The following is a 24,638-nucleotide window of genomic DNA, read 5'->3' as shown; positions in this document are numbered from 1 at the left end:
TTCTGTTTTTCAAGGTGAAGAAGTTTATGTGAAATGGAGAGGATGTTTTATGTATCCTGAAGTCATTAAAAAGATGGCATTTTCAAAAGAGCATAGGGATTTATTATTGAAGTTGTATAATAAAGAGATTACGCGTCGGGAGTATGATCGACTCGTGGAATCGCTATATAGACCTTCTAAAGAGGCTTGTGAGAGATAGAGGCACGGGAGACAATCTAATAGATTGTCTTTTTTAATTTTACGTATGTTCTGGTAAAATTAAGGCTAGCCTTATTAGGGAGGTGAAAAGATTGCGGAAACGTTTATATATAGGGATTGGAGTTATTCTCTTAATCGCTTTAGGTGGAATTGTATTTTGGTCAGCTTTGCAAGGAAACCGTACGGAACATTTTATTTTAAGACATATGGTAAATGAAAATGGGACGCTTGCTACATATCGTTTAGGGGATACAAAGGCAGGTACGGGTGAAGCGAAGGGCCGTGAAGCTTTATCAGAATCGGCAGGACTGTGGCTACAATATACATTGGATAAAGACGATCAAGCGTTATTCGATGAACAAGTTAAGGTTATTCAAAATAACTTTGTACATAAGGACCAAATTGTTTTATGGAAAATCTCTGAAAAGGGAGAAATGCAGTCAGCTACAAATGCACTTATAGATGATCTTCGTATTATAGAACAATTATATCGCGCTTATGAAATGTACAAGGAAGAGCGTTATAAAAACTTGGCAGATCAATTGAGTGACGCTGTAATTCGTTATAATAAGAAAGATAATTATTACGTTGATTATTATGATGCAGATGCAGGGAAACAAAATAATTTTGCAACAACATCATACTTAAATCCGCACGCATTCTCGTATATGAAAAAGTACGGGAAAGTTTCTGATCAGCAATATCAGGACGTGGTTCAATTTTTAGCGGATTACCCAAGGCATGGCTGGGCATTCCCGAAAGAGTATAAAGAAGATGGTACTTTTACGTACGATAAAGAAGTGAATCTTATTGACCAATCATACGTTGCATATCATCGTAGTTTAGGTGGTCTTTCATCAGATGCTTACATGGAATTTATAAAGAAAAAATTCCAGGAGGATGGAAAGCTATACGGTCGTTACAATTTAGAAACGGGAAAACAAACTGTGAATTATGAATCGCCAGCTGCATACGGACTAACGATCTTGTACGTACTACAAACAGGTGATACAAAGTTTGCAAAGGAATTATATGATCATATGGCCACATTCCGAAATGACAATATATTTAGTAGATATTACGGTGGATACGTAACAGGCGAAAATAATAATACGCACATTTTCGATAACGTATTGCCACTTTTAGCGGAAATGGAATTGGAGAAGAGTAAGAAATAGAAGGTGCTATCCTCTGGAGGTGGCACCTTTTATTTCTTACTAAGTCGATATAATTTTACGTCCTAATATTGGAGAAGTAATCAATCACAAATTTACGAAATTGCTGAGCAGTTTTCGATAAGTAGCGTTTCTTCGACCAACTTAAGCCGATGGTTCGCTTACAATTTGGTTCAATAATACGTAACTTATTTAATGCTAAAGTAGAGTTTTTTAATAAAGTTAAACTTGGGACAAAGGCGATGCCGAGACCTTGCTTAATAAGGTCGCTAATCACGGTTGGTTCATCTACTTCAAAAGCGATATGTGGAGTGAAGCCAGCTTCTTTACAAAATTTATCCGTTAAGTGCCGAAATCCGTAACCAGTGTTCATACTAATAAACGGTTCGTCCTTTACTTCATGCAGATATACACTTTCACGTCCTGATAAACGGTGGCCTGAAGGGACGACTAAGAAAATTTCTTCTGTAATAAGTGGCTCCCACATAATTTCCTCGCCTTCAATTGGCACAGAAGAAATGCAAAAGTCAATTTCTATATTATCTAGTTGTCGTTTCATAGAAGGAGTAGATGCGAGAAACTGTTGGAATCGAACGTTAGGATGTTCTAGTAAAAAAGAGCCGAGTAGTTCTGGTAATATTCTCGGGATAGAAACTGCCAGTGTAATAGAGCTTTGTTGTAATTCAGCTAAATCTTTAATTTCTCTTTCGCCTTCACTTAATTCATGAAAAATGCACTCTACTCGTTTTAAAAATACTTTTCCAAAAGAGTTTAATGTAATCTGTCGACCTTGGCGATCAAATAACGGGACGCCTAAGTCCTTTTCTAATCTAGCAATTGTTTTGCTGAGCGAAGGTTGTGCGATATGCAATTCTTCAGCGGCTTTTGTCATATGTTCTAATCGTGCGACTGCCTGAAAGTATTTTAATTGGAGCAGTTCCATTTTGAACCTCTTTTCTATAGACCAGAAGGAATGAATTAATAATTAAAGATGTATTATACAGTATGGAAAGTGACGTGTATAGTAAATCTGTTAAACCATTCGAAGGGTGTTAAATTAGAAGAGGAGTATGTTTCATGAAAGGAATTCAACTTATATTTAAAGATTGGAAAGCGATGTGGCACCATAAACATGGACGTATCGCTTTAATTTTTTTATTAATCGTTCCGTTAATTTATTCAGGATTCTTTTTAGCTGGATATTGGGATCCGTACGGACGATTAGATAAATTACCTGTTGCGGTTGTGAATCTAGATAAGGGTGCTGCAATGAATGAAAAAACAATTCATGCAGGAGACGATTTTGTTAAAAATTTAAAAGAGAATAAGGAACTGGCTTTTCATTTCGTATCAGAAAAAAATGCTGATGAAGGGTTAAAAGAAGATAAGTATTATATGGTCGTTACGATTCCAGAGGATTTCTCTAAAAAGGTAAGTACACTTATGGATGAGAAACCAGAGCCAGCGCAGCTTCAGTACAAAGTAAATCCAGGTAAAAACTTTGTAGCAGCTCAAATTGGAACGACAGCTGTTGAAAATATGAAAACAAAAATTTCAAATAGTATTACGAAATCTTATACAGAAGGTGTCTTTTCAAAGTTTCAAGATTTGGCACAAGGATTGAGTGATGCAAGTAATGGTGCTGAGAAGCTGCATGAAGGAACGACAGATGCAAAAAATGGGACGAATCAGCTTGCAGAGGGTATTCATCGTTTAAGTGACGGGGCATCAAAAGTGAAAGAGGGAAGTGAAAAACTTGCTTCTAGCCAATCTGCCTTAAGTGGCGGTGCAAATGAGCTGAGTGAAGGGGCAACCTCACTTCATAGTGGTATGGAGTTATTAGCTCAAGGTGAAAAAACTTTACAATCAGGGGTTAGTGAATTAAGTGTTGGTACAAATGAATGGGTGAACGGAAGTGAGAAACTTGCTGAAGGGCAAGTGAAAGCGGACAATGCAGCTAATAGTGTAAAACAACAATTAGAAGAGTACGTGAAAAGTCATCCGGAAGTGCAGCAAGACCCTGCTTTTCAAAAGATCATTGCTACTTCTAATGGATTAGCTAAAGCAACAAACGCTTTAAATGGTGGCCAACAACAATTGACACAAGGTGCGAAGAAGCTTGCTGACGGTCAGAATAAGATTGAAGAAGGTATGAATACATTCGGAGTTAAGTTAAGCGAAGCTACTGCTGGAACGAAAAAGATAGCAGATGGTGCTGCGAATGTAGCTGGCGGATTTACGAAATGGGGAAATGGATTTACATCATTACAAGAAGGCGTAAATCACCTTGTGAGTGGCGGAACAGAGCTGAATCATGGTGCTGATAAGTTAACGAACGGACTTGTTAAACTTGACGATGGTGCGAAAGAACTTTCTACGAAATTGGGAGAGGGCGCAGAGAAGATAGCGGATGTTCGTAATGATGATGCACGCAATACGATGTTCTCAGAGCCAGTTCAATTAGTGAAGTCGACAGTTTCTGATGTGCCTAACTACGGTTCAGGCATTGCACCATACTTTTTATCACTGGCATTTTATGTTGGCGGAATTATGGCATCGAATATTTTACCGCTTGGTCGTAGACAAAATATGAAAGTAAGCGGAACGGTACACTTTATTAATAAACTAGGATTGGTATATTTAATTGGACTTATTCAAGCGTTACTAGTGGATGTGGCTGTGCTAGGAGTTATGAAATTAGAAGTTGCAAGTGTGCCACTCTTTGTTTTATCAAGTATCGTTATTTCCTTTACGTTCATGACATTTATTCTTATGCTAGTAACGGTATTTGGTCTTGTTGGAAAGTTCTTAGCAGTAACGCTTCTCGTCCTGCAATTAGCAACGAGCGGGGGGACTTTCCCAGGAGAATTAAATATAGCTGCTCTTAGCAAAATTGGACAGTTTCTCCCAATGTCCCATTCTCTTAGAGGATTACAAGATGTTATCTCTTTAGGAGATTGGTCGCAATTACAAATGCAAATTTTAATATTGTTATGTTACCTCGTTGTTGCCGGCGGAATTGCTTGGATCACGAGTCATATACAACATAGGGAAACGAGGGCAGAACAAGTTTCTTAAATTGAAAGAAGCTATCCGATTTTTTCGGATAGCTTCTTTTTTATTTTCGCTCCATTACCGCAAAGTAATTGTTTTCATGATCAGCAAAGTTAAATGCTCTACCAGTAGGTAAATCTACAACTTGTCCAACTGTAACACCTTTCTCAGAAAGATCTTTATACAGTTGATCTAAGTTATTAGCGAAGAACATAAGTGAAGGAGTACCTAAGTTTAATTCAGGTTGCATCTTCGCAATTAACGCTTTATCGTGAAGGACGATGCTTGTTTCTGCTTCTTTTGCTGGCGCAATTTCAATCCAGCGAAACCCTTGTCCGTTATTTTCTTCCGCAATAATTTGGAATCCTACTGTCTCAGTCCAAAATTGTACTGCTTCATCTTGATTACTTACATATAACATAATTTGTCCAATTTGATTAATCATAGGTGTATCCTACTTTCTTTTCTTGTATGGAATTCTATTATATCAAAGATACGGTTTGCATACTTTTTTGTGATGTTTCCGAATTACGATCTTCGCCCATTTTATATTTGTTGTAGGAGAAGGTCCTGTAATCCATGTATGAAGTGGTAGTGTACTGCAAATGACCATTGCTGAAATTGAGATTGTGGCCGTTATTGTAAATAATAATAGGCTATATAATATTGTGTTTTCCTGCAGTGTGAATAAAGAGAGAAATTTTGTACATAGTTGCAAGAAGAAAAAATGAGCTAAATAAGCACCATACGTGTAATTCCCGATAAATCGTAAAGCTTTATATAAGAAACCGCGTCGCTGTACGATTGTAATAGACAGCACGTAAAGTATAATAATTTCGCATACGATATATAAAAACATAGATGGTTTTAAATAAGTCGAAACGGTTAAATGAATAGAGTTTGCTCCGTAAAAACTAAATAACTCATAATTGATGAATAAAAATAAGATGAAAAATAATATTGTGATAAGCGGGATATGTTTCATGACAAATAAACGCCACGTTTTTAGTGCTACAGCAGCGATTCCCCCCATGACGAAGTAGAATGAGTAGAAGAAGAAGGAACGATCTGTATAATGTAAAATGGTTGAGCTAGTCAATTTCTCTCCATTAAAAATGTAGTGAGAAGAAAACCACATTAATAAGAAATATAGACACGCAAACATGGTCATATATTTATATATGTCTTTTTTATTTTCGGTTCGTTTTTGAAACCAATAAAATAGTGTGCACAGTAAAGGGAACAATAAATGAATTTGGAACATCATAATCACATACCAAAGATGGGGTGCGGCTGTTCCGAGTAATAAACTTTTTATTCCGCTTTGTAGTGTAATCATATCGTTTGTTGTTAATAAGTAAAGAATAGACCAGAAGAAATAAGGAATGAGTAAATGTGCGGCTTTTTCGGAAATATACTCTTTGTATACGAGTTGTTTTGTGTAGTGACGAATTAAATGAAATCCGACGATAAATATGAATGCAGGTGCTGAAAATTTTGCAAGGTTGAATAGCATGCCCATAATGAGGGATTGCTCAAGTAAGACATTTCCTTGATTCATTGTATATAATAAGGAACTTTGCAAAACGACAGCAAGGAATGCAATGCTTTGCAAAACTTTAAATTCTGGTGCGCTTTGTGTCATTGTGTCCATCTCCTTTTCCATACATGATTATAGTACGGAAAATGGATAATGAATGTGGAATGTTTGTGAAGATTTTAACAAATTTGTGGCGGGATTAGATATCAACGATTTTTCGGATGTATCTGTTATAACTTCAAATATATCAACGATTTTTCGGATATATCTATTATAACTTCAAATATATCAACGATTTTTTCAATATATCGACTTATTAATAAATAGAAAGAGGATGCTCCAAATGAGCATCCTCTTTCTATTTATTAAGCAAATTTGTTTTTGATCCAGTTCTTACCTTCTACAAGGCGAGCTGTCATTACGGCACAAGCGTTATCTCCTGTTACGTTTAACACTGTTGCAGGAGGATCAATGATTGTACTAATTGCTGCGATAATTGGCAATGCTTCTGGCGGGAAGCCGTATAGAGAAACGATTAACATTTCACCAATCATACCACCACCTGGAATAGCTCCCATTACTGTTCCTACTAATAGAGAAACAACAAGTGCAATTGCTAATGTTTTCGGTCCTTCGAATTCCATGTTGAAAATACCGAATAAGAAAGCAATTTTTAATACGCCACCTAAAACAGATCCGTCTTTATGAAGTGTAGATCCAAGAAGGACAACTGTTTCACGAACGTCAGAAGAGATCCCCATTTTCTTCGTTGCTTCCAAGTTCGCTGGAATACTAGCAGCACTACTACAAGTTGCTAGTGATGTAACTGTAGGAGATACCATGTTCTTCCAAAATATTTGTACGCCTTGTTTGCGACCCGCAAGGTATGCATAGAACGTGAAGAATACAAAGAAGTAAATTAGAGATGCTGGATAGTATACCATTGCTGCTCGGAAGTAAGTTCCAAGAAGTTGTGGTCCGAATTCACCAACTAATGCCGCGAAGTAAGCAGCAAGTCCGATTGGAGCGTAGTACATAATGAAAGATACAACTTTCATTGAAATTTCTGCACCAGCTTGTAAGAATGTAGCGAATGGCTTTCCTTTTTCACCAACTGCTGAAGTTGCAACCCCCATTAAAATAGAGAAGAAAATAAGAGCTAACATATTTTCACGAGATAGTAACTTCGAGAAATCAGATACTGTTATAATACCAACAATTTGATCTGCAACACTAACTGCTTTTTCAGCTTTATCGGGCTGCGTTAGTTCTAATACAACACCTTGTGCTGGCGGGAATACTTTCACGACAATAATCATAAAAATAGCAGCTAAAATACTTGTAAATAAGAAAGTCCCACCCATACTAGACATAATTTTACCGAAACGTTTTAATCCATCCATATTAGCAATAGATGATGCGATGCTAAAGAACACTAAAGGTACAACAATCGTAAACATTAAGTTTAAGAAAATGTCACCAAGCGGCTTTAAAGCAACTGCATCGGCACCCATGAAATAACCAATGAAACCACCAATTAGGATAGAAGATAATAAAATAAGTGGAAAGCGATATGCCTTCATAAATATATCCTCCTATCAATTAAAAAAATCATACTGAATTATTATAGCGAGTTAGAGTCCTCTTTACTAGGAGAATAATGATAGATGGAATAGCGTGAAAACCGAGAAATTTTTGTTTTTAAGCTCGGCATACAGCAGGAAATCTAGACATATATATTTGTAACCTAGTGGTGGCAAAGGATGCACTGTAACTTAGGTTTGGAAAAGGGGGAGGGGAGAGAGATGAATATTTTACTTTGCTGTGCAGCGGGAATGTCTTCCAGTTTGATTGTTACAAAAATGGAGAAAGCAGCAGAGGCAAAAGGGATAGAGGTAAAGATTTGGGCTGTATCAGGTTCTGAAGTAAATAGTCACATAGATGAAGCTGATGTACTTTTGCTTGGACCACAAGTACGTTATTTATTACCGAAAATGAAAGAATTATGTAAGGAGAAGGGAATACCTGTTGATGTCATTCAATCTGTCCATTACGGACTTTGTAATGGAGAGGCTATCTTACAAGCAGCTTTGTCCATGAAACCATGAGGAGAGTGGGATAGATGATACGGTTTTTAGAGAAATATGTAATGCCAGTAGCAGGGAAGGTTGCAGAGCAGAGGCATTTGCAAGCAGTTCGTGATGGGATTATTTTGACGATGCCGTTCTTAATTATTGGATCATTTTTTCTTATTATTAGTGCTTTACCAATACCAGGATACAATGATTTTATGGCAGGTTTGTTTGGGGAGAATTGGCAGAGGGCTTTGGGGTATCCAGTTAGTGCAACTTTTAATATAATGGCTTTAATAGCTGTTTTTGGAATCGCTTACAGGCTGGGGGAGTATTATAAAGTGGATGCTTTAGCATCTGGGGCATTGTCGCTTGTGACGTTTTTACTTGCGACACCATTTCAAGTCGCATATATTATACCAAGTACAAAAGAGAGTGTACTTGTAGAAGGTGCTATCCCAGCAGCATTAATGGGAAGCCAAGGGTTGTTTGTAGCAATGATTATTGCACTTATATCTACTGAACTTTACCGGTTTATTGTACAAAAAAAGATAATTATAAAGATGCCAGAGACAGTTCCACCAGCTGTGACGCGTTCATTTGCGGCACTTGTTCCAGGATTTATTGTTGTAACGGTTATTTGGATTTTACGCTTAATTATAGAAAATACTTCTTTTGGCAGCATCCATAATATTGTAGGGCAAATTTTACAGGAACCACTTAGTGTACTTGGTGCTAGTCTTTGGGGCGCAATAATAGCAGTTATTCTCGTTCATGTTCTTTGGTCGTGTGGAATTCATGGTGCTACCATTGTTGGTGGTGTAATGAGCCCCGTTTGGTTATCGTTAATGGATCAAAATCGAGTTGCTTTTCAAGCAGGGCAAGATGTACCAAATACGATTACCGCACAGTTTTTTGATTTATGGATTTATATGGGCGGTTCCGGTGCAACACTTGCTTTAGTTGTAGGAATGTTACTATTCGCGCGAAGTCAGCAATTAAAAAGTTTAGGGAGATTGTCAATTGCTCCTGGCATATTTAATATTAATGAGATGGTAACTTTTGGTATGCCGATTGTAATGAACCCAATTTTATTAATTCCATTTATATTGGTTCCAGTTGTGTTAACAATTGTTTCTTACTTTGCAATGGAATGGGGATTAGTTGCTCGCCCGAGTGGAGCTGCTGTACCTTGGACGACACCAATTCTATTTAGTGGATATTTAGGATCAGGCGGGAAAATTTCAGGCGTTGTTTTACAACTTGTTAACTTTGCGCTTGCATTCTTCATTTATTTACCGTTCTTAAAAATATGGGATAAACAAAAGGTAGCGGAAGAAAAGGGGGAGTAAAGAACTAAAATGGATACGATAGAGACGAAAGCTTTTCATTTAATTTTGCATGGGGGAAATGCGAGAAGTTGTTCAATGGAAGCAATTGATTGTGCAAAGCGTGGAGAGTTTACAGAAGCAGAAGCTAAATTACAAGAAGCGTTAGAGGAATTAAAAGAGGCGCACCGTGTACAAACGGAGCTCATACAGAAAGAAGCTGGTGGTGAAAAGACCGAAGTTACTCTTCTAATGGTGCACGCGCAAGATCATTTAATGAACGCGATTACGGTGAAGGAATTAGCGAGTGAATTTGTAGAATTATATAGGAAAATGTCAGCGACTGAATGAACCTTGCGTATGCAAGGTTTTTTTATGTATGTGTCTGTACCATCAGTGGAGTGTTCGTTCCACTGATGGTATTTGCAATCCTCCTTTTTACAAATGAGTAAGAGTGATATTTAATCGGTATTTACAATCTCCCCTATACCACGAATTAGTTTTTTTATATGCATCTCATTTGGTTTTAATATATTTACGATATAATCAATCGCTATTTGCGGTTCAACGGTTGTACCGCACGTATAACAGTCAATGGCTGCAAAGTTTTTTTCTGGATAAGTGTGAATAGAAAGGTGGCTTTCTGATAGTAAAACTAAAATAGTAACACCATGCGGGTCAAATTCTTTTGTACTTACGTTTAAAACATGGGCACCAGATTGATCAGCAGCGGTAACTAAATGATGTTCTAAAAAGTGAACATCATCTAATAAAGAAAAGTCCACTCCCCATAAATCTACTATTATATGCTTACCGAAAGTAGAGTATTCCATAAGGTAGCACTCCTCACTATAGTATCGTCAAAACTCCATTTCCTTTTTGTAACATTGATGTAGGATAAGATTCGATTCTGAGTTTAGAAGAGCGAGATTACGTTGTTCTAAATGTTCTTCTTTAAATTGAAATAAAGGAGAAAGAAGAGAAGGTAATGTTCGAGGAGTTGGTACTACGTATAATTGCTCAATTTGATTGAGTACATTGGCAGAATTAGCGGCAATATGAAATCCCCAGTCAGTTCCGAAAGAAGGAACGATTGTATGATAACTTTTCACAGTTAATCCCGCATGTTCAATTGTGTTACCAATACTCCAATATACTAGTGGTGCATCAGCAGGTGAATTAGATTGGCAGACGAATGCTCCACCTTCTGTTAAGAATGTAGCTATACGAGCAAAAAGTTCGCTTGTATATAAAGTACTTAACAACTCTGTAGCTGGGTCTGGAAAATCAATAATGATGACATCGTATAAAGAGGAAGGAGAGTTTAAAAATTCTTTTGCATCACATACGTGTGTATTTATACGATTATCAAAAAATGCACTTTTGTTCAAAGAAACTAATTCAGGAACATTACGAGCCATATCAATCATCGATCCATCTAAGTCAACAAGGTCTACATGTAGTACAGTTTCATATTTTAAAACTTCTCGCAAGGCAAGACCATCGCCACCACCTAATATGAGAACACGTTTTGGATCAATTACCTTTGACATAATTGGATGAACAAGTGCTTCATGATAAATTTGCTCATCGACGGAACTAAATTGTAATTGCTTGTCCAAATATAAACGGACATCGCTTACTTGTAACAAAGTAATATTTTGATAATCACTTTGTTCTGCAAATAAATTTGTATGCTCACCAGCTTGTATTTCTTTTAGAGAAATTTCATCCCATATATCTAAGTTGTGTGAATTTGTGGGTACTATGATTACATTTTCCGATTGCTCTTGTTTATCCTGCTTATCTTGTTTGTTTTGCTTATCTTGTTTATTTTCTATTTCCTGTTGTTCTAGTTCAAATTTGTCAGAGTTTAATTCAGAACGCTTGTCTTTTTTATAGCTTGTTATTCTATAAATCTTTATTTTGCTTTGTTTTCTATGTTTTGGCATAGGAATCCCCTTTCGAATTGTGTTATTTTATTCTATTCTATGTAATTTAGTAGAGTTTGCTTGGACAATAGATAGAAGAGTGTGTTCAAGAGAGTTTTATTTTTTTACTAGATTTTCACGCGTAAAAAATTTTTTTAGTGTTTTTTTGTTTTAAATACAACTAGACAACTAAACACTAATCTATTTTCATACAGTTATGTGTTAAAAGCGTGTTGTTTTATAACACACTGTGTATTTTTTGGGTGACACACTAATTGAAAGCGTTAACACACAAAGAAAATAGTCGAAAAAGTGCTGATTTTAGTGGTTTTAAAAAGTTGGCACGCTAATTGCATTAATAAATAGCGTAAAGAAAAATAAATAAACATAAATTTTTTATACTACACAAGGGGGATTTTCAAATGAATATTTTATTATGTTGCTCAGCAGGGATGTCTACAAGTTTACTAGTTACAAAAATGGAAGCGGCTGCAAAAGCTCGCGGTCTAGAAGGAAAGATTTGGGCTGTATCTGGGGATGCAGTAAAAAACAATATCGATCAAGCAGATGTATTATTACTAGGACCACAAGTTCGTTACATGCTTTCTTCAATGAAAACGCTTGCTGATGAGAAGAACGTTGGAATCGACGTTATCAATCCAATGCACTACGGCATGATGAATGGAGAGGCAGTTTTAGATCACGCATTAACACTTAAAAAATAATTAGGGGGGAAGCGAAATGCAAAAATTTATTGCATTTATGGAGAAATATATTGTTCCTGTCGCTGGTAAAATCGGGTCGCAACGTCATTTAGCTGCGATCCGTGACGGATTTATCGCAGTTATGCCACTTATTTTAGTTGGTGCACTGGCATCACTAATTAATGGTTTTCCATCTGAGGCTTTCCAAGATTTCATGAAAGGTTTGTTTGGTGAAACGTGGAAACAAGTTGGCGGTGGAATGTGGACTGGTTCTTTCGCGATTCTAGCACTAATCATAGCATTTACAACAAGTTATAACTTAGCAAAATCTTACGGCGTTGATGGTTTGTCAGCAGGTATTATTTCATTTGGTGCGTTAATTATTCTTACGCCAACAACACCGAAAGAAGGCGGATTGAACTTAGCTTGGACAGGTGCACAAGGGTTATTCGTAGCAATTATTGTAGCACTCCTTGTTACTGAAGTATTCCGTTTCTTCGTACAAAGAAACATTACTTTTAAAATGCCTGATGGAGTACCACCAGCAGTTTTAAGATCTTTCGCAGCTATAGTTCCAGCATTTGTTATTTTAACAGTAGTTGCAGGTATTCAATTAGCAGTAAAATTAGCCGGTACAAGTGTTCATGAATTTATCTTTAATACGATTCAATCGCCACTGCAAAGTTTAGCAGGGACATTACCAAGTGCCATTGTCATTGTACTCCTTGTTCATCTTCTTTGGTTCTTCGGTTTACATGGTCCAAATATCGTTGGTGGTATTATTGAGCCGTTATACTTACCAGCATTAGAGAAAAATATGCAGTTATTCAAAGGTGGTACATCTGCATTTGATGTTCCAAACATTGTTACAAAACCATTCTTTGATACTTTCGTATATCTTGGTGGTTCTGGTGCAACATTAGCGTTCTTAGTGGTCGTATTACTTGTAGCAAAAAGTGCACAATTACGCGGTGTCTCTCGCTTATCAATTGGACCAGGTGCATTCAATATTAACGAACCAGTAATCTTTGGTACACCAATTATTTTAAATCCAATTTTATTCTTACCGTTTATCATAACACCAATTGTATTAGTAATTACTTCTTATACAGCTATATCTATTGGTTGGGTACCAAAAACAGTTGTGATGATTCCATGGGCAACACCACCAATTATTAGTGGTTATCTTGTAACAGGTGGACATCTTTCAGGTGCACTTCTACAGTTATTCAACTTTGTAATTGCGATGGCAATCTACTATCCATTCGTAGTATTATGCGACCGTTCTGTTGTTCGTACTGAAAAAGCAGCAGCACAAGGAAATAACAACTCTGTACCTATGTAACATAGTAATTGTTCTCACAGGTAACATTATCTGTGAGAACAATCACCTTTATATCATGTTCAAAAAGATGAGACCCATCTTCAAGAACACCAAACTATCATTCATAAAATAATAATTTAATAGAAATGTTCAAACTGAAGGGGTATTTAAATCGGTTGAACCATAATAGAGAGGGCGGTAATTATGATGACTACAGCAGAACAAATTCCATTCCAATTAATTTTAAATAGTGGTAATGCACGAAGCTTTGCGATGGAGGCACTTCAATTTGCCAAACAGGGGAAAATGGCAGAGGCTGATGAAGCGATGCTAAAGGCGAAAGAAGCGATTAATGAAGCGCATCATTTCCAAACAGAGCTCATACAATCAGAAGCAAGAGGAGAAAAAACAGAGATTAGTGTTCTTTTAATTCACGCACAAGATCATTTAATGAATGCGATTACAGTAAAAGAATTAGCAGCAGAATTTATTGACCTTTATAAAAAGTTAGAAGCGAAAGGGGAATAAAGCATGACTGGAATTAAAATTGCTACAATCGGCGGTGGATCTAGTTATACACCAGAGTTAATTGAAGGATTTATTAAACGATATGATGAGCTTCCTGTTCGTGAAATTTGGTTAGTAGACATTGAGGCAGGAAAAGAAAAGTTAGAAATCGTTGGCAACTTAGCGAAACGTATGGTGAAAAAATCTGGTTTACCAATCGAGGTACATTTAACACTTGATCGCCGCGAGGCATTAAAGGATGCTGATTTCGTAACAACGCAGCTTCGCGTAGGTTTATTAGAAGCACGTGCAAAAGACGAAGCAATCCCGTTAAAATATGATGTAATCGGTCAGGAAACGAATGGTCCTGGTGGTTTATTCAAAGCACTGAGAACGATTCCTGTTATTTTAGATATTTGTAAGGATATGGAGGAGCTTTGTCCGAATGCATGGTTAATTAACTTCGCAAACCCAGCTGGTATGGTAACAGAAGCTGTGCTTCGTTATACAAATATTCAAAGAGTAGTTGGTCTATGTAACGTTCCAATCGGAATCCGTATGGGTCTTGCAAGATTACTTGAAGTAGATGCAAGTCGTGTCCACGTTGACTTCGCAGGTTTAAATCATATGGTATACGGACTAGACGTATATTTAGATGGCGTAAGTGTAATGGATCGTGTGTTAGAGCTTGTAACAGATCCAGAAAAGCAAATTACGATGGAAAATATCGCAGCGCTTAACTGGGAGCCAGACTTTATTCGCGGCCTTCGTGCAATTCCATGTCCATACCACCGTTATTACTACAAAACACGTGAAATGTTAGAAGAAGAGAAAGAAGCTTCGATTGAAAAAGGTACACGTGCAGAGGTAGTAAAACAGTTAGAAGATGATTTATTCGAGCTATATAAAGACCCGAACTTAGATATTAAACCACCACAATTAGAAAAACGTGGCGGTGCTTATTATAGTGACGCAGCATGTAGCTTAATTACGTCTATTTACAATAATAAAGGTGATATCCAGCCTGTTAATACACGAAACAACGGAACAATTGCAAGCTTACCACATGATTCTGCTGTTGAAGTGAACTGTATTATTACGAAAGAAGGTCCAAAACCAATTGCGGTCGGAGATCTTCCTGTACCAGTTCGCGGTTTAGTACAACAAATTAAATCATTTGAGCGCACAACAATTGAAGCTGCTGTTACAGGAGATTATCATAAAGCGCTGCTTGCTATGACAATTAATCCACTTGTACCATCAGATAAAGTTGCAAAACAAATTTTAGATGAAATGTTGGAAGCACATAAAGAATATCTTCCGCAGTTCTTCAAAAAGGTAGAGAAATAAAGCGGCGCTATTTAGCCCGCTTTTTTTATTCTATTAGGAGGTATTACGATGATTAAGTTAATTGTAAATGCAGATGATTTCGGTCTTACAGAAGGTACAAATTACGGCATTATTGATGGACATATAAATGGACTTGTAAACTCAACGACAATGATGATGAATATGCCAGGAACAGAGCATGCGGTACGTTTAGCGAAAGAGTATAACCTACTCGGAGTAGGCGTACATCTCGTATTAACGGCAGGGGAACCGCTTCTTGGAGACGTACCATCACTTGTAAATAGCGATGGATTGTTTCATAAACAAAGCGTCGTATGGGAAGGGAAGGTAAATGCAGAAGAAGTTGAGAGAGAATGGACTGCTCAAATTGAGAAATTCCTATCTTACGGATTAAAACCAACTCATTTAGATAGTCATCATCACGTGCATGGATTGCCAATTTTGCACGATGTTCTTGAAAGGTTAGCTGTTAAATATAATGTTTCAATTCGTCGTTGTGAAGAAGAGCGAGCGGTGCGTCCATTTTCTGACGTGTTTTATAGTGACTTTTATGCAGATGGTGTGACGGAAGATTACTTCTTGAAGTTAAAAGAGAGAGTACAAGGTGAGCAAACGGTAGAAATTATGGTTCATCCAGCTTATATTGATCCAGAGCTTGTGAAGCGTTCTTCTTACGTAATGGATCGTGTGAAAGAATTGCGTATTTTAACAGAGAGCGAGTTGCCTGACGGAATAGAGCTTGTGAAGTTTTAATAGAAAAACGACGGCTACATAATGCCGTCGTTTTTTGTATTTACAAAATCGATAGGATATATCCGCCAAAGGCTCCGAGTATAACGATAACCCAAGGTGGTGTTTTCCAAAAAGCGAGCAAGCAAAATAGAAGAGATGCAAAAACAAAATCTCCAGCGTTCATAATTGTGCTCGTCCAAATAGGATCATAAAAAGCCGCTAATAAAATACCGACAACAGCTGCATTGACTCCAAGTAGTGCACCTTGTATGTAAGAGATTTTTCTCACACTGTCCCAAAATGGTAAAACACCAATAACGAGCAAGAAAGCAGGAAGAAAGATCGCAATTGTTGCGAGTATTGCCCCAAGCGTCCCGTTTAACATAGCTCCTATATAAGAAGCGAATGTAAATAGTGGACCTGGTACGGCTTGTGTTAATCCGTATCCAGCTAGGAACTGTTCTTTCGTCATCATTCCGTTTTGTACGAACTCACCTTCAAGAAGGGGTAGCACGACGTGTCCGCCTCCAAATACAAGTGCGCCAGAGCGATAGAAACTATCAAATAAAGCGATGTAATATGAGAACGGTCTTAATATTGGTAGCAACAGTAATAGTCCGAAGAATAAGATGAGACAAGAAATTGCTATCGTTTTTGAAATAGGTACTTTTATATTTTGAGATTGGCTAATTGGTTGGTTGCGATATAAAAACCAGCCGATAAAGCCAGATATTATAATGAGAATGACTTGTGTCCAGCTGTTTGGCCATAGTAAGGCGATTGCGGCAGTTACAATAGCAATCGTCGCACGATTTCGGTCTGGCGTTAATTTTTGTGCCATTCCCCATATGGCATGAGCAACAATGGCGACTGCTACAAGTTTTAGTCCATGAATCCAGCCAGCACTTCCAAGGTCGAATTGATTAAGGAATGAGGTGAAGAAAACTAAAACAAGCACAGACGGTAAAGTGAATCCAATCCATGAAATAATAGCTCCTAATACCCCGCCTCTTAATAATCCAACCCCCATACCGACTTGACTGCTAGCAGGACCAGGAAGGAATTGACATAGTGCTACTAAGTCTCCATAGCTTCGTTCATCCATCCATTTTCTTTTTTGTATGTATTCATGGTGGAAATAGCCGAGATGGGCGACAGGGCCCCCGAATGAAGTAAGTCCTAATTTAAATGAGACGAGAAAAATCTCTAATAATGTGTGAAAAGTGTATTTGTTATTTTTCAAAACGACCTCCTAGAATGCTTTTCTACGTGCATTATACAAGAGGTAGTAAAGAAAAAGGAACGATTCTAATGTAAAGATTGTGTGAATCTTTTCTTCGTAATTAAAACTTGAAAAAGTCATAAATGATTATGTATAAACCATAAAGTAGTAGAAGTAGTGCTGGGAAATTTATATAAGGAGAATGCCCGTATGACAACACATTTCTTTGCGAGGTTAACAGGGAAGAGGGAAATACCTCCTGTAAATACAGAAGCTTATGGTGTAACAGAGTTTATATTTAGTGATGATTTAAAGAAATTACAATATCGGATCATATTGAAAAACATCGAAAAAGTTACATCATGCCAAATTCATTTAGGAAAAGCGGATCAAATCGGTCCAGTGGTTTTAAATTTGTTTGGTCCAATAAAGCAAGGTATTAGTGTAAATGAAGGAGTCGTGACCGGTGTAGTCAATGTGGAAGATTTTGAAGGGCCTTTACAGGGGAGAGCGTTTGATAGCTTACTTCAAGAAATCATTCAGGCGAATGTATATGTAAATGTTTATACGAAGTCTAATAAGAAGGGCGAAATCAGGGGGAGAATCAGAAAAGTAAAGAAGTAGAAAAAAGGCTGTCCATATTTTGGAACAGCCTTTTTTCTATAAGGTGCAAATTTTAATGGTTATTTTCGGTAAATCGATATATTTAAAAAACTGCTTCGATTAATTTTTTACAGGCTGATTTTTAATGAAGAAGTCCATGATATAAAACACTTCATCATCAGGTATTTGTATTTCAAATGTATTTTCAATTGGTTGTAATGCTTTTTTCACTTTCATATACATCCAGTACTCATCTTGTCTTCGTTTCTCTTTATCTGGATGAGGGAGGAGGCTTTCTCCTTTTTGAAGACGGTCAACCATACAGCTCATATGCAGAATCACACCCATTAAGCTGTCAGGAGTTAGCTGTAAGGAAATTAATTCTTGAATTGTATTTAATGCGTAACGAATTGTTTTAATAAGTAATGCTCCGTCGTTCCGCTGCATTTGTTGTTCCAGAATATCAGCCATTTTTGCATATGTTTCTTCATACGTAATTAATTCTTGAATTGGCTGAATCGCTGTGTAGTTTACAATGTCTTGGAAATGGTATGTTAAGCATGGCACCTGCACATCGAAATTTGTGACGATACAAATGATATTCCGCTCTTTTTTATGTTCTCAATCATTTTCGTTAAATCTTTTTCATGGACGATACTAATCGGAATAATTTCAATTAAGTCTTTGTCAAATCGCAAATAGTTCTCTAACATTTTTTGAATAGCTAAAGCACTGCCTTCCCCAGTTAAACAAGCTGTTAAAATAACAGACTTCATTGGTGATAGTGGCTTTTTCTTTTCTTCTTGTACGTTTAAGTAAAACGGTGTTAAGTTCTTCACTGTTTCATATAATGCATCTAACGAGTAGCCAAGTTGAGCTTTTCGAGCTGCTTCTAGTGCATGTGGAGTGCTTGTCATGGAAAGAACACGTACCGGAATTTTGAACTCAGTTTCTAATATATCACCAATATAAGCGAGCGAGCCCATATCGACGAGTAAGAGAAGTCCATTTACATTTTGGAGTGTTTTCATATACACTTTCACACGCTCTAAGAAATCTTTCGGCGATTCATGTAACGGCATATCGATACCGGTTACTTCCTCAATGCCGAGCAGTTCGTTTGCGACGTTTGCCATTTCTGTTGCGATGCCGTTGCCATGCGCTAATATTAATACTTTTACTTCTGTTTGTGAGGCAGGAATTGGATCAACAACGAAGAACATTGTTAAAAATCCTGCTTCATCAATAGGCATTGTTATTTGTAATTCGTCCTCCAGTAGTTGAATGCATTGCATAGCTACGGAAAAAGCGTCTTTATATTTCGTACGAATTTGATTTAATTGTGGGTGATGAATTTGTTTCCCAGTTTGCAAACGTTGTAGAGTTGTCTGTACATGTAAGCTTAAAGCGAGAAATACTTTTTCATCAAACGTCTTAGATAAATGCTTTTCAGCTAGTTCCGCAATTTTTTCACATACGGAAACGATATTACGATCCACAATTTTAAAAACATTTTCATGACTTGTTTTTTTAGAAATTTGGTTAAAATATTGTACGAAAAAGCTTTGAAGATCATTTTCTATTAGTAATTCTAATTCGTCCTCTTCAATACCGCGAGCTTGAAGTTCTTCATATTTATAATCAATATAATCGTAAATAGAAGACTGTTTTTCATTTTCTGTTTTATGATTACTCCAACCTTCATCACCTGTAAATACAAATGTTTCATTTGGTATTTGGTATAGATGACGGCTCTTTCTTTCAATGAATAACCCTTCTTTCATATACCAAGGTAAATCTGTACTTGAAACATAGACAGAGTCACGTTTTTTTGTCACAAGGTCAGAATAGGCTTTCGCACAGGCAATTTGTACATCCGTTTTTAATTGCCCGATGTTATTGGGACAATTGTAAAAGACGAAAGCACGCATTGCATTCGGGCTAACGTGAATTTCTTTTCGCAGGCGGATTGCTTCATTTGTGAAAAATAGTTGCAGTAAAGCAAATCGTTCTTTATGTGTACGCTCACGAAGTGGTGGCAGCGTAACAGTCATTGGTATACGTCTTGTAAATGTTTTTAATAAAAATGAATTTGGTTCTTCTGTTGTTGCAGTAATGATTAATACTTGTGCTTTACGCTCGTTTTCTGTTTCTCCAAGGCGGCGGTATACCCCGCGGTCAATAAAGGTGAAAAGCATTTCTTGTCCCTCTGGAGGAAGGCGATGTACTTCATCTAAGAAAAGGATCCCTTCATGTGCTTTTTCAATTAACCCTTTTTGATCACTTGCCCCTGTATAAGCTCCTTTTTTAATCCCAAATAACTGCCCGAGTAGTAGCTGTGGATTATTTGCGTAATCGGCACAGTTAAAGACGATAAATGGTGCATTTTTAGGAAGCTGTTCAACTTCAATTGCATATTCGTGCATTAAAGAAGCGAACATAGATTTTCCGACTCCTGTTTCTCCTAGCAGTAAAGTATGCATACCGTTTGGAGGATAGAGAATAGAAGCTTTCGCTTTTTCAATTGCGATTTTAAGGCTCGTATTTTCAATTGCAAATGTATCTAATGAAGTCATTTCCTTTGAATGCGTTTCCAACGAAGCGTTCGTTTCTATATAAAAACGAACAGGGCGCGTATTTGTTTTTAATAAACGTTTATCTTTTACAAGTTTGTTTAAGTCGCTACTTACATTGGCGCGATCTAGTTGCATAAGGGTAGCGAGTTCTGATGCGGTTACACCTTCTATATAATTGCCTTCTTGTATTGCGTTAAAAATGAGATCTATTCGTTTCATTTCTATTCACCTCGAAACTTCATCACTATTTAAAATTTTACACAAAAATGGGAAGGGTGGGAAGAGAAAAATAAAACAGCTTTAGTACATAGGCACTAAAGCTGTTACAATCTTGTGTCTTTCCAAAAGTTTACTTCAAGGTGGGAAGATGGATTATAGGGAAGAAGTTTGTATCCTTGTGACTGTAAGTAATCAATTACTTGTGGCAGTATTTGTACGGTTACACTCGAATCATGCATTAAAATCACTTCGACTTGTTCATCGCTCTGATTACGTACTCTTTCTAGTATGGCAGAAGGATTGTCATAGCTTTTCCAGTCATATGTATCGATTGTCCAATCCCACATTTTATACTGGGCGGATACAAGTGCATCACGGTAATTCTTTTTTAAGTAAGGCATGCTACCATACGGGACACGAACGAGATGTGTATTTAATTTTGTAACTTGCTGAACAATATTTTGTGTTTGTTCCATTTCTGTAATTAAAGTGGATGGATCACCAGTGTAAAGGCGTTTTACATCGTGTGACATACTGTGAAGTCCGATATAATGCCCCTCTTTAATTAATCGTTGCATTGTTTTTTTATAATGTGGCACTTTTCCGCCAATAACAAAGAAAGTTGCTTTTCCGTTCTTTTCCTTTAAGATGTTTAAAATTTGCGTAGTATATTTGTTTGGTCCGTCATCAAATGTTAAGTACGCGATTTTTTGGATAGGAGAGGTAGTTTCAGTATTTGGATGATGTTCAGCAGGGGGCATTGTAGTTGCTCCTGCATGAGATGACGCGTACATAGTAATTGTTAAAAATAAAATAACGTATTGAAATACTCGCTTGATCATAACATTCACCCTCAGTTTGACAATCAAGATGTAAAAAAGAAAATATAATCCTTTTCTTATTATGTATATCTTTCTCCAATAGTGGAGCTCTCAAACAATCTATATTTTGGAAATATAAAATGATGAATAAAAAATAGCATCCTCTTATAAGAAAGAGGATGCTATTTGAATATTCCATAATTGTAAAGGCTATACTACAATTAGTCTTCGCGTTTTTTTACTTTTTTATAAAAGGAAATAAGTGGTTTGTAACGGTCGTGTACAAGACCGATTACTTCAGCGACTATTTCAGTAAAGAAAATTAAAGCAAACAGAAGAATCATTGATATCCATAGCGTCGCTTTAGTGAAAAAAATAGCATTTACACTAAAAAAAATACCAAATGCATAAATGATGAGCACCGTCGTACGATGAGAGAATCCCATTGCTAGGAGACGGTGATGTAAATGAGATTTATCTGGTGCTGAAATTGGTTTTTTATTTACAATACGACGAATAATCGCAAAAGTTGTATCAAATATAGGTACACCTAAAATGATAATTGGAACAAGGAAACTAAATAGCGTTACACTTTTGTATAATCCCAATAAAGATAGGATGGAAATACAATAACCTAAAAATAGGGCGCCGGTATCTCCCATGAAAATCTTTGCTGGATGGAAATTATAGAATAAAAATCCAAGCGTACTTGCAAGTGCGATAAGTGCTAATGGCAAGATAATAACTGCACCAGTACCCATAGGGCTGGTGAGGGCCATGTAAGCCAATGTTGCTAGAACGATTGATGAAATTCCAGCGGATAATCCATCTAAACCATCAATTAAGTTGATGGCATTTGTAATGCCTACAATCCAAAAAACTGTAATTGGATATGCGAGCCATCCAAGTTCAGTATCCCCGATAATTGGTATATATAGTACCTGTACTAATAATCCACTTTTTACAATTAATATAGCAACTAATAGCTGGCCACCAAATTTTACTTTTGCTGATAATTCATACATATCATCTAAAATCCCAATGATAATGATGATGATAGCGCCTAAGCTTATTGATAACATTCTTTGTTCGTATAACCCACCAACAACAAAACCTACAGCTACACCGATAAAAATTGCTAATCCGCCAAGACGGGGCATGATTTTTTGGTGTACTTTACGCGCGTTTGGTTTATCTGTTGCTCCTATCTTAAATGCTAATTTAATAACGAAAGGAGTAACGCCGAGTACAGTGATAAAGGATGCCAAAATGGCATAAATCACCTGTGAGTCCATTAATACCCCACCTTTTATATTTAAACGTAATTTTTAGATGTTTTTTCTGAAAATTTAGATGATTATTTACAGGCTCATAACATATGGTATCACAAAAAGATTAGAATTCAATCTTTTTTTCTTTGTGTGGTAAATGGAAGCGGATAGAATATATGACAATTGTATACAGAATGTTGAATCATTTGAGAAGGTTAATCGTATTGGGCTTTGGAATATGACATTTTCTCTTTTTCTTCGATAGTGAATACTTTTATTTCAGTATTATAAGTGTTACACGTAGAAATGAGTAAGTTCCGTGTTAAAATGTGGGAATTTATCCGCATGAACGGGCAGTAAGGTTCGCACCTCAAAATTCAGTTGGAGAAAAGAAGTTAGGTGGGGATCTTAATTCCTGTAAAAGCCTGATTGGTTTAACTAATAATTAGTCGATGACGGATGACCCTTACTGAATAAAGTTTCATTTTATATTCTTACATGTAATTTTACAAAAACTTAAAAAAGAATGGAAAAAGTAATTCATATAATAAAGAAGTAAAAGAGTTTTCTCATTTTTAATGTGAGAGGGGGAAGCACAGGGAGAATTCTATGTATTCGTATATTTTCTATTGTATATTCCTGTGCGAAAAGGAAATGAAAATTACGATAATAGGCACCGGATACGTTGGATTAATTACAGGAGTAGGACTGGCAATGTTAGGCCATTCAGTCACATGTTTTGATATAAATGATGAGAAAATTGAACGGATAAAGCAAGGAGATCTGCCTATTTATGAAGCGGGTTTATATGAATTAATAAATGATGCATGTGAGAATGATTGTTTAACTTTTACAACAAGTAGAGTAAAAGCATTTTACGATGCAGAATTTATATTTATTGCAGTTGGAACGCCGTCTTTATTAGATGGGACAGCGGATTTAACATATATTCGAAGTGCTTGTGACGATATTGGAACATATGCGACGAATGACATTATTGTCGTTACGAAAAGTACGGTTCCTGTAGGTACAAATGATGTTATGAGGGGATGGATTGAGGAGAAATTACAAAATAGATATGAATTACATATCGTATCGAATCCGGAATTTTTACGGGAAGGTTCAGGGATTTACGATTTTTTTCAGGGAGATCGTATTGTAATTGGAGCAGATAATGAGGAAGCGGCACGAAAAGTGGAGAATTTGTATAGTGAATTACGCTTAAAAACGTATGTTACAAATATAAAAAGTGCAGAGATGATTAAATATGCATCGAATGCTTTTTTAGCGACAAAAATTAGTTTTATCAATGAAATTTCAAATATATGTGAGAAGGTAGGAGCCAATGTATTAGACGTTGCACAAGGGATGGGAATGGATAAGAGAATTGGGGCGTCTTTTTTAAATGCGGGCATTGGTTATGGGGGTTCGTGTTTTCCGAAAGATACGAAAGCGCTTGTGCAAATTGCAGGGAATGTTTCTCATGATTTTCGTTTGTTGAAAGCGGTTATTGAAGTGAATAATAAACAACAGTTGTTACTGGTTGAAAAAGCAAAGAAAATAATAGATATGAATAAAAAGCAGATTGCAGTTCTTGGCGCAGCGTTTAAACCGAATACTGACGATATAAGAGAAGCGCCGTCCCTTGTTATAATAGAAGAATTAATTAATATGGATGCAGATGTGATTCTATATGACCCGCAGGCTATTCAAAATGTAAAAGGTGTGTTTGGAGAGACTATACGCTACACCGGGTGCATAGATGAAGCGATTAGAGGAGCGAGTGCGGCTTTTATCATGACAGAATGGGAGGCTATCCGAGCTTATCCGTTAGAAAAGTACGCACAACTTATGAGAGAGCCTATTTTATTAGATGGAAGAAATTGTTATACTATTGAGGATGTCAAGAAGCAAGAGATAGATTATTATTCGGTTGGAAGAGAAAGTATTTGTAAGAGGGACTTTTCCGTTATTCGTTAAAAAGGCATGTATTCATGTATATTCTTATATG

21 protein-coding genes and 1 pseudogene are annotated in these 24,638 nt (G+C 36.6%); 12 read left to right on the top strand and 10 right to left on the bottom strand.

Annotated elements, in window-relative coordinates:
* The first annotated feature begins 290 nt into the window (after nt 1–290).
* Nucleotides 291–1,376 carry a hypothetical protein gene (locus QCI41_RS16620; protein WP_001231687.1) on the top strand — a complete coding sequence of 362 codons (1,086 nt, stop codon included), beginning with the start codon at nt 291–293 and terminating at the stop codon, nt 1,374–1,376.
* A 55-nt stretch (nt 1,377–1,431) separates the two neighbouring features.
* Here the strand turns inward: QCI41_RS16620 and QCI41_RS16615 are convergent, their stop codons facing one another.
* A complete protein-coding gene (locus QCI41_RS16615) occupies nt 1,432–2,316 on the bottom strand; it encodes a LysR family transcriptional regulator (RefSeq protein WP_353837074.1) in 885 nt (294 codons plus the stop codon).
* A 134-nt stretch (nt 2,317–2,450) separates the two neighbouring features.
* Here QCI41_RS16615 and QCI41_RS16610 point away from each other — a divergent pair, with 134 nt between their 5' ends.
* On the top strand, nt 2,451–4,451 hold the full coding sequence (locus QCI41_RS16610) for a YhgE/Pip family protein (RefSeq protein WP_353837075.1): 2,001 nt from the start codon (nt 2,451–2,453) through the stop codon (nt 4,449–4,451).
* Between the two features lie 40 nt (nt 4,452–4,491).
* Here the strand turns inward: QCI41_RS16610 and QCI41_RS16605 are convergent, their stop codons facing one another.
* From QCI41_RS16605 to QCI41_RS16595, 3 genes are all read right to left on the bottom strand, one after another.
* Nucleotides 4,492–4,872, bottom strand: a complete 381-nt coding sequence (locus tag QCI41_RS16605; protein WP_353837076.1) for a VOC family protein — start codon at nt 4,870–4,872, stop codon at nt 4,492–4,494.
* A 42-nt stretch (nt 4,873–4,914) separates the two neighbouring features.
* Nucleotides 4,915–6,072: an acyltransferase gene (locus QCI41_RS16600; RefSeq protein WP_060488024.1), complete on the bottom strand. Its 1,158-nt coding sequence runs from the start codon at nt 6,070–6,072 to the stop codon at nt 4,915–4,917.
* A 260-nt stretch (nt 6,073–6,332) separates the two neighbouring features.
* Nucleotides 6,333–7,550 carry a dicarboxylate/amino acid:cation symporter gene (locus QCI41_RS16595; RefSeq protein ID WP_353837077.1) on the bottom strand — a complete coding sequence of 406 codons (1,218 nt, stop codon included), beginning with the start codon at nt 7,548–7,550 and terminating at the stop codon, nt 6,333–6,335.
* 222 nt (nt 7,551–7,772) lie between these two features.
* Between QCI41_RS16595 and QCI41_RS16590 the strand changes: the two genes are divergently transcribed.
* Genes QCI41_RS16590 through QCI41_RS16580 form a run of 3 tightly spaced genes read left to right on the top strand, consistent with a single transcriptional unit; the run spans nt 7,773 to nt 9,718 of the window.
* The gene (locus QCI41_RS16590) at nt 7,773–8,075 is read left to right on the top strand and encodes a PTS sugar transporter subunit IIB (RefSeq protein WP_087983962.1); all 303 of its coding nucleotides are present in this window, start codon (nt 7,773–7,775) and stop codon (nt 8,073–8,075) included.
* A gap of 14 nt (nt 8,076–8,089) precedes the next feature.
* Nucleotides 8,090–9,391, top strand: coding sequence for a PTS cellobiose transporter subunit IIC (gene celB, locus QCI41_RS16585; protein WP_353837078.1), 1,302 nt, complete (start codon nt 8,090–8,092; stop codon nt 9,389–9,391).
* Between the two features lie 9 nt (nt 9,392–9,400).
* Complete coding sequence (locus QCI41_RS16580; RefSeq protein WP_000379644.1) at nt 9,401–9,718, top strand: PTS sugar transporter subunit IIA; 318 nt, start codon at nt 9,401–9,403, stop codon at nt 9,716–9,718.
* 110 nt (nt 9,719–9,828) lie between these two features.
* Here QCI41_RS16580 and speD read toward each other — a convergent pair whose 3' ends face one another.
* The gene (gene speD / locus QCI41_RS16575) at nt 9,829–10,200 is read right to left on the bottom strand and encodes an adenosylmethionine decarboxylase (protein ID WP_060488027.1); all 372 of its coding nucleotides are present in this window, start codon (nt 10,198–10,200) and stop codon (nt 9,829–9,831) included.
* 27 nt (nt 10,201–10,227) lie between these two features.
* On the bottom strand, nt 10,228–11,319 hold the full coding sequence (locus QCI41_RS16570) for a polyamine aminopropyltransferase (RefSeq protein ID WP_353837079.1): 1,092 nt from the start codon (nt 11,317–11,319) through the stop codon (nt 10,228–10,230).
* Between the two features lie 401 nt (nt 11,320–11,720).
* On the opposite strand from QCI41_RS16570, the gene QCI41_RS16565 reads away from it, so the two are divergent.
* From QCI41_RS16565 to chbG, 5 genes are all read left to right on the top strand, one after another.
* A complete protein-coding gene (locus QCI41_RS16565) occupies nt 11,721–12,023 on the top strand; it encodes a PTS sugar transporter subunit IIB (RefSeq protein WP_001023563.1) in 303 nt (100 codons plus the stop codon).
* Nucleotides 12,024–12,039: 16 nt separating this feature from the next.
* Complete coding sequence (gene celB / locus QCI41_RS16560) at nt 12,040–13,347, top strand: PTS cellobiose transporter subunit IIC (RefSeq protein WP_046960090.1); 1,308 nt, start codon at nt 12,040–12,042, stop codon at nt 13,345–13,347.
* Nucleotides 13,348–13,530: 183 nt separating this feature from the next.
* Nucleotides 13,531–13,854 (top strand): PTS lactose/cellobiose transporter subunit IIA, encoded by a 324-nt coding sequence (locus QCI41_RS16555; RefSeq protein ID WP_353837080.1) that lies wholly within the window; start codon nt 13,531–13,533, stop codon nt 13,852–13,854.
* A 3-nt stretch (nt 13,855–13,857) separates the two neighbouring features.
* On the top strand, nt 13,858–15,183 hold the full coding sequence (gene celF, locus QCI41_RS16550; protein ID WP_000145754.1) for a 6-phospho-beta-glucosidase: 1,326 nt from the start codon (nt 13,858–13,860) through the stop codon (nt 15,181–15,183).
* A gap of 48 nt (nt 15,184–15,231) precedes the next feature.
* Entirely contained in the window at nt 15,232–15,936 is a 705-nt protein-coding gene (gene chbG, locus QCI41_RS16545; RefSeq protein ID WP_353837081.1) for a chitin disaccharide deacetylase, read from the top strand.
* A 40-nt stretch (nt 15,937–15,976) separates the two neighbouring features.
* Here chbG and QCI41_RS16540 read toward each other — a convergent pair whose 3' ends face one another.
* Complete coding sequence (locus QCI41_RS16540; protein ID WP_353837082.1) at nt 15,977–17,158, bottom strand: chromate transporter; 1,182 nt, start codon at nt 17,156–17,158, stop codon at nt 15,977–15,979.
* A gap of 189 nt (nt 17,159–17,347) precedes the next feature.
* On the opposite strand from QCI41_RS16540, the gene exsM reads away from it, so the two are divergent.
* Nucleotides 17,348–17,761, top strand: a complete 414-nt coding sequence (gene exsM / locus QCI41_RS16535; protein ID WP_000207035.1) for an exosporium regulatory protein ExsM — start codon at nt 17,348–17,350, stop codon at nt 17,759–17,761.
* A 99-nt stretch (nt 17,762–17,860) separates the two neighbouring features.
* Here the strand turns inward: exsM and QCI41_RS16530 are convergent.
* The 3 genes and pseudogenes from QCI41_RS16530 to QCI41_RS16520 form a co-directional block, all read right to left on the bottom strand.
* A pseudogene (locus tag QCI41_RS16530) lies at nt 17,861–20,535 on the bottom strand (sigma-54-dependent transcriptional regulator).
* A 104-nt stretch (nt 20,536–20,639) separates the two neighbouring features.
* Nucleotides 20,640–21,377, bottom strand: coding sequence for a polysaccharide deacetylase family protein (locus tag QCI41_RS16525; protein ID WP_353837083.1), 738 nt, complete (start codon nt 21,375–21,377; stop codon nt 20,640–20,642).
* A 200-nt stretch (nt 21,378–21,577) separates the two neighbouring features.
* Complete coding sequence (locus tag QCI41_RS16520; protein WP_000378302.1) at nt 21,578–22,651, bottom strand: glycosyltransferase family 4 protein; 1,074 nt, start codon at nt 22,649–22,651, stop codon at nt 21,578–21,580.
* A 585-nt stretch (nt 22,652–23,236) separates the two neighbouring features.
* Here QCI41_RS16520 and QCI41_RS16515 point away from each other — a divergent pair.
* The gene (locus QCI41_RS16515; protein WP_353837084.1) at nt 23,237–24,607 is read left to right on the top strand and encodes a UDP-glucose dehydrogenase family protein; all 1,371 of its coding nucleotides are present in this window, start codon (nt 23,237–23,239) and stop codon (nt 24,605–24,607) included.
* Nucleotides 24,608–24,638: the final 31 nt, after the last annotated feature.

It is taken from the genome of Bacillus cereus group sp. MG4, assembly GCF_040460055.1.
Taxonomy (GTDB): Bacteria; Bacillota; Bacilli; order Bacillales; family Bacillaceae_G; genus Bacillus_A; species Bacillus_A wiedmannii.
Note: the sequence above shows the minus strand (reverse complement) of the source record. Positions and strands in the feature narration are given on the sequence as shown.

Coding starts and splice junctions, on each gene's coding strand:
- QCI41_RS16615 (WP_353837074.1), bottom strand. CDS start 2,316: ATGGAACTGCTCCAATTAAAATACTTTCAGGCAGTCGCACGATTAGAA.
- QCI41_RS16610 (WP_353837075.1), top strand. CDS start 2,451: ATGAAAGGAATTCAACTTATATTTAAAGATTGGAAAGCGATGTGGCAC.
- QCI41_RS16605 (WP_353837076.1), bottom strand. CDS start 4,872: ATGATTAATCAAATTGGACAAATTATGTTATATGTAAGTAATCAAGAT.
- QCI41_RS16600 (WP_060488024.1), bottom strand. CDS start 6,072: ATGACACAAAGCGCACCAGAATTTAAAGTTTTGCAAAGCATTGCATTC.
- QCI41_RS16595 (WP_353837077.1), bottom strand. CDS start 7,550: ATGAAGGCATATCGCTTTCCACTTATTTTATTATCTTCTATCCTAATT.
- QCI41_RS16590 (WP_087983962.1), top strand. CDS start 7,773: ATGAATATTTTACTTTGCTGTGCAGCGGGAATGTCTTCCAGTTTGATT.
- celB (WP_353837078.1), top strand. CDS start 8,090: ATGATACGGTTTTTAGAGAAATATGTAATGCCAGTAGCAGGGAAGGTT.
- QCI41_RS16580 (WP_000379644.1), top strand. CDS start 9,401: ATGGATACGATAGAGACGAAAGCTTTTCATTTAATTTTGCATGGGGGA.
- speD (WP_060488027.1), bottom strand. CDS start 10,200: ATGGAATACTCTACTTTCGGTAAGCATATAATAGTAGATTTATGGGGA.
- QCI41_RS16570 (WP_353837079.1), bottom strand. CDS start 11,319: ATGCCAAAACATAGAAAACAAAGCAAAATAAAGATTTATAGAATAACA.
- QCI41_RS16565 (WP_001023563.1), top strand. CDS start 11,721: ATGAATATTTTATTATGTTGCTCAGCAGGGATGTCTACAAGTTTACTA.
- celB (WP_046960090.1), top strand. CDS start 12,040: ATGCAAAAATTTATTGCATTTATGGAGAAATATATTGTTCCTGTCGCT.
- QCI41_RS16555 (WP_353837080.1), top strand. CDS start 13,531: ATGATGACTACAGCAGAACAAATTCCATTCCAATTAATTTTAAATAGT.
- celF (WP_000145754.1), top strand. CDS start 13,858: ATGACTGGAATTAAAATTGCTACAATCGGCGGTGGATCTAGTTATACA.
- chbG (WP_353837081.1), top strand. CDS start 15,232: ATGATTAAGTTAATTGTAAATGCAGATGATTTCGGTCTTACAGAAGGT.
- exsM (WP_000207035.1), top strand. CDS start 17,348: ATGACAACACATTTCTTTGCGAGGTTAACAGGGAAGAGGGAAATACCT.
- QCI41_RS16525 (WP_353837083.1), bottom strand. CDS start 21,377: ATGATCAAGCGAGTATTTCAATACGTTATTTTATTTTTAACAATTACT.
- QCI41_RS16520 (WP_000378302.1), bottom strand. CDS start 22,651: ATGGACTCACAGGTGATTTATGCCATTTTGGCATCCTTTATCACTGTA.
- QCI41_RS16515 (WP_353837084.1), top strand. CDS start 23,237: ATGTATTCGTATATTTTCTATTGTATATTCCTGTGCGAAAAGGAAATG.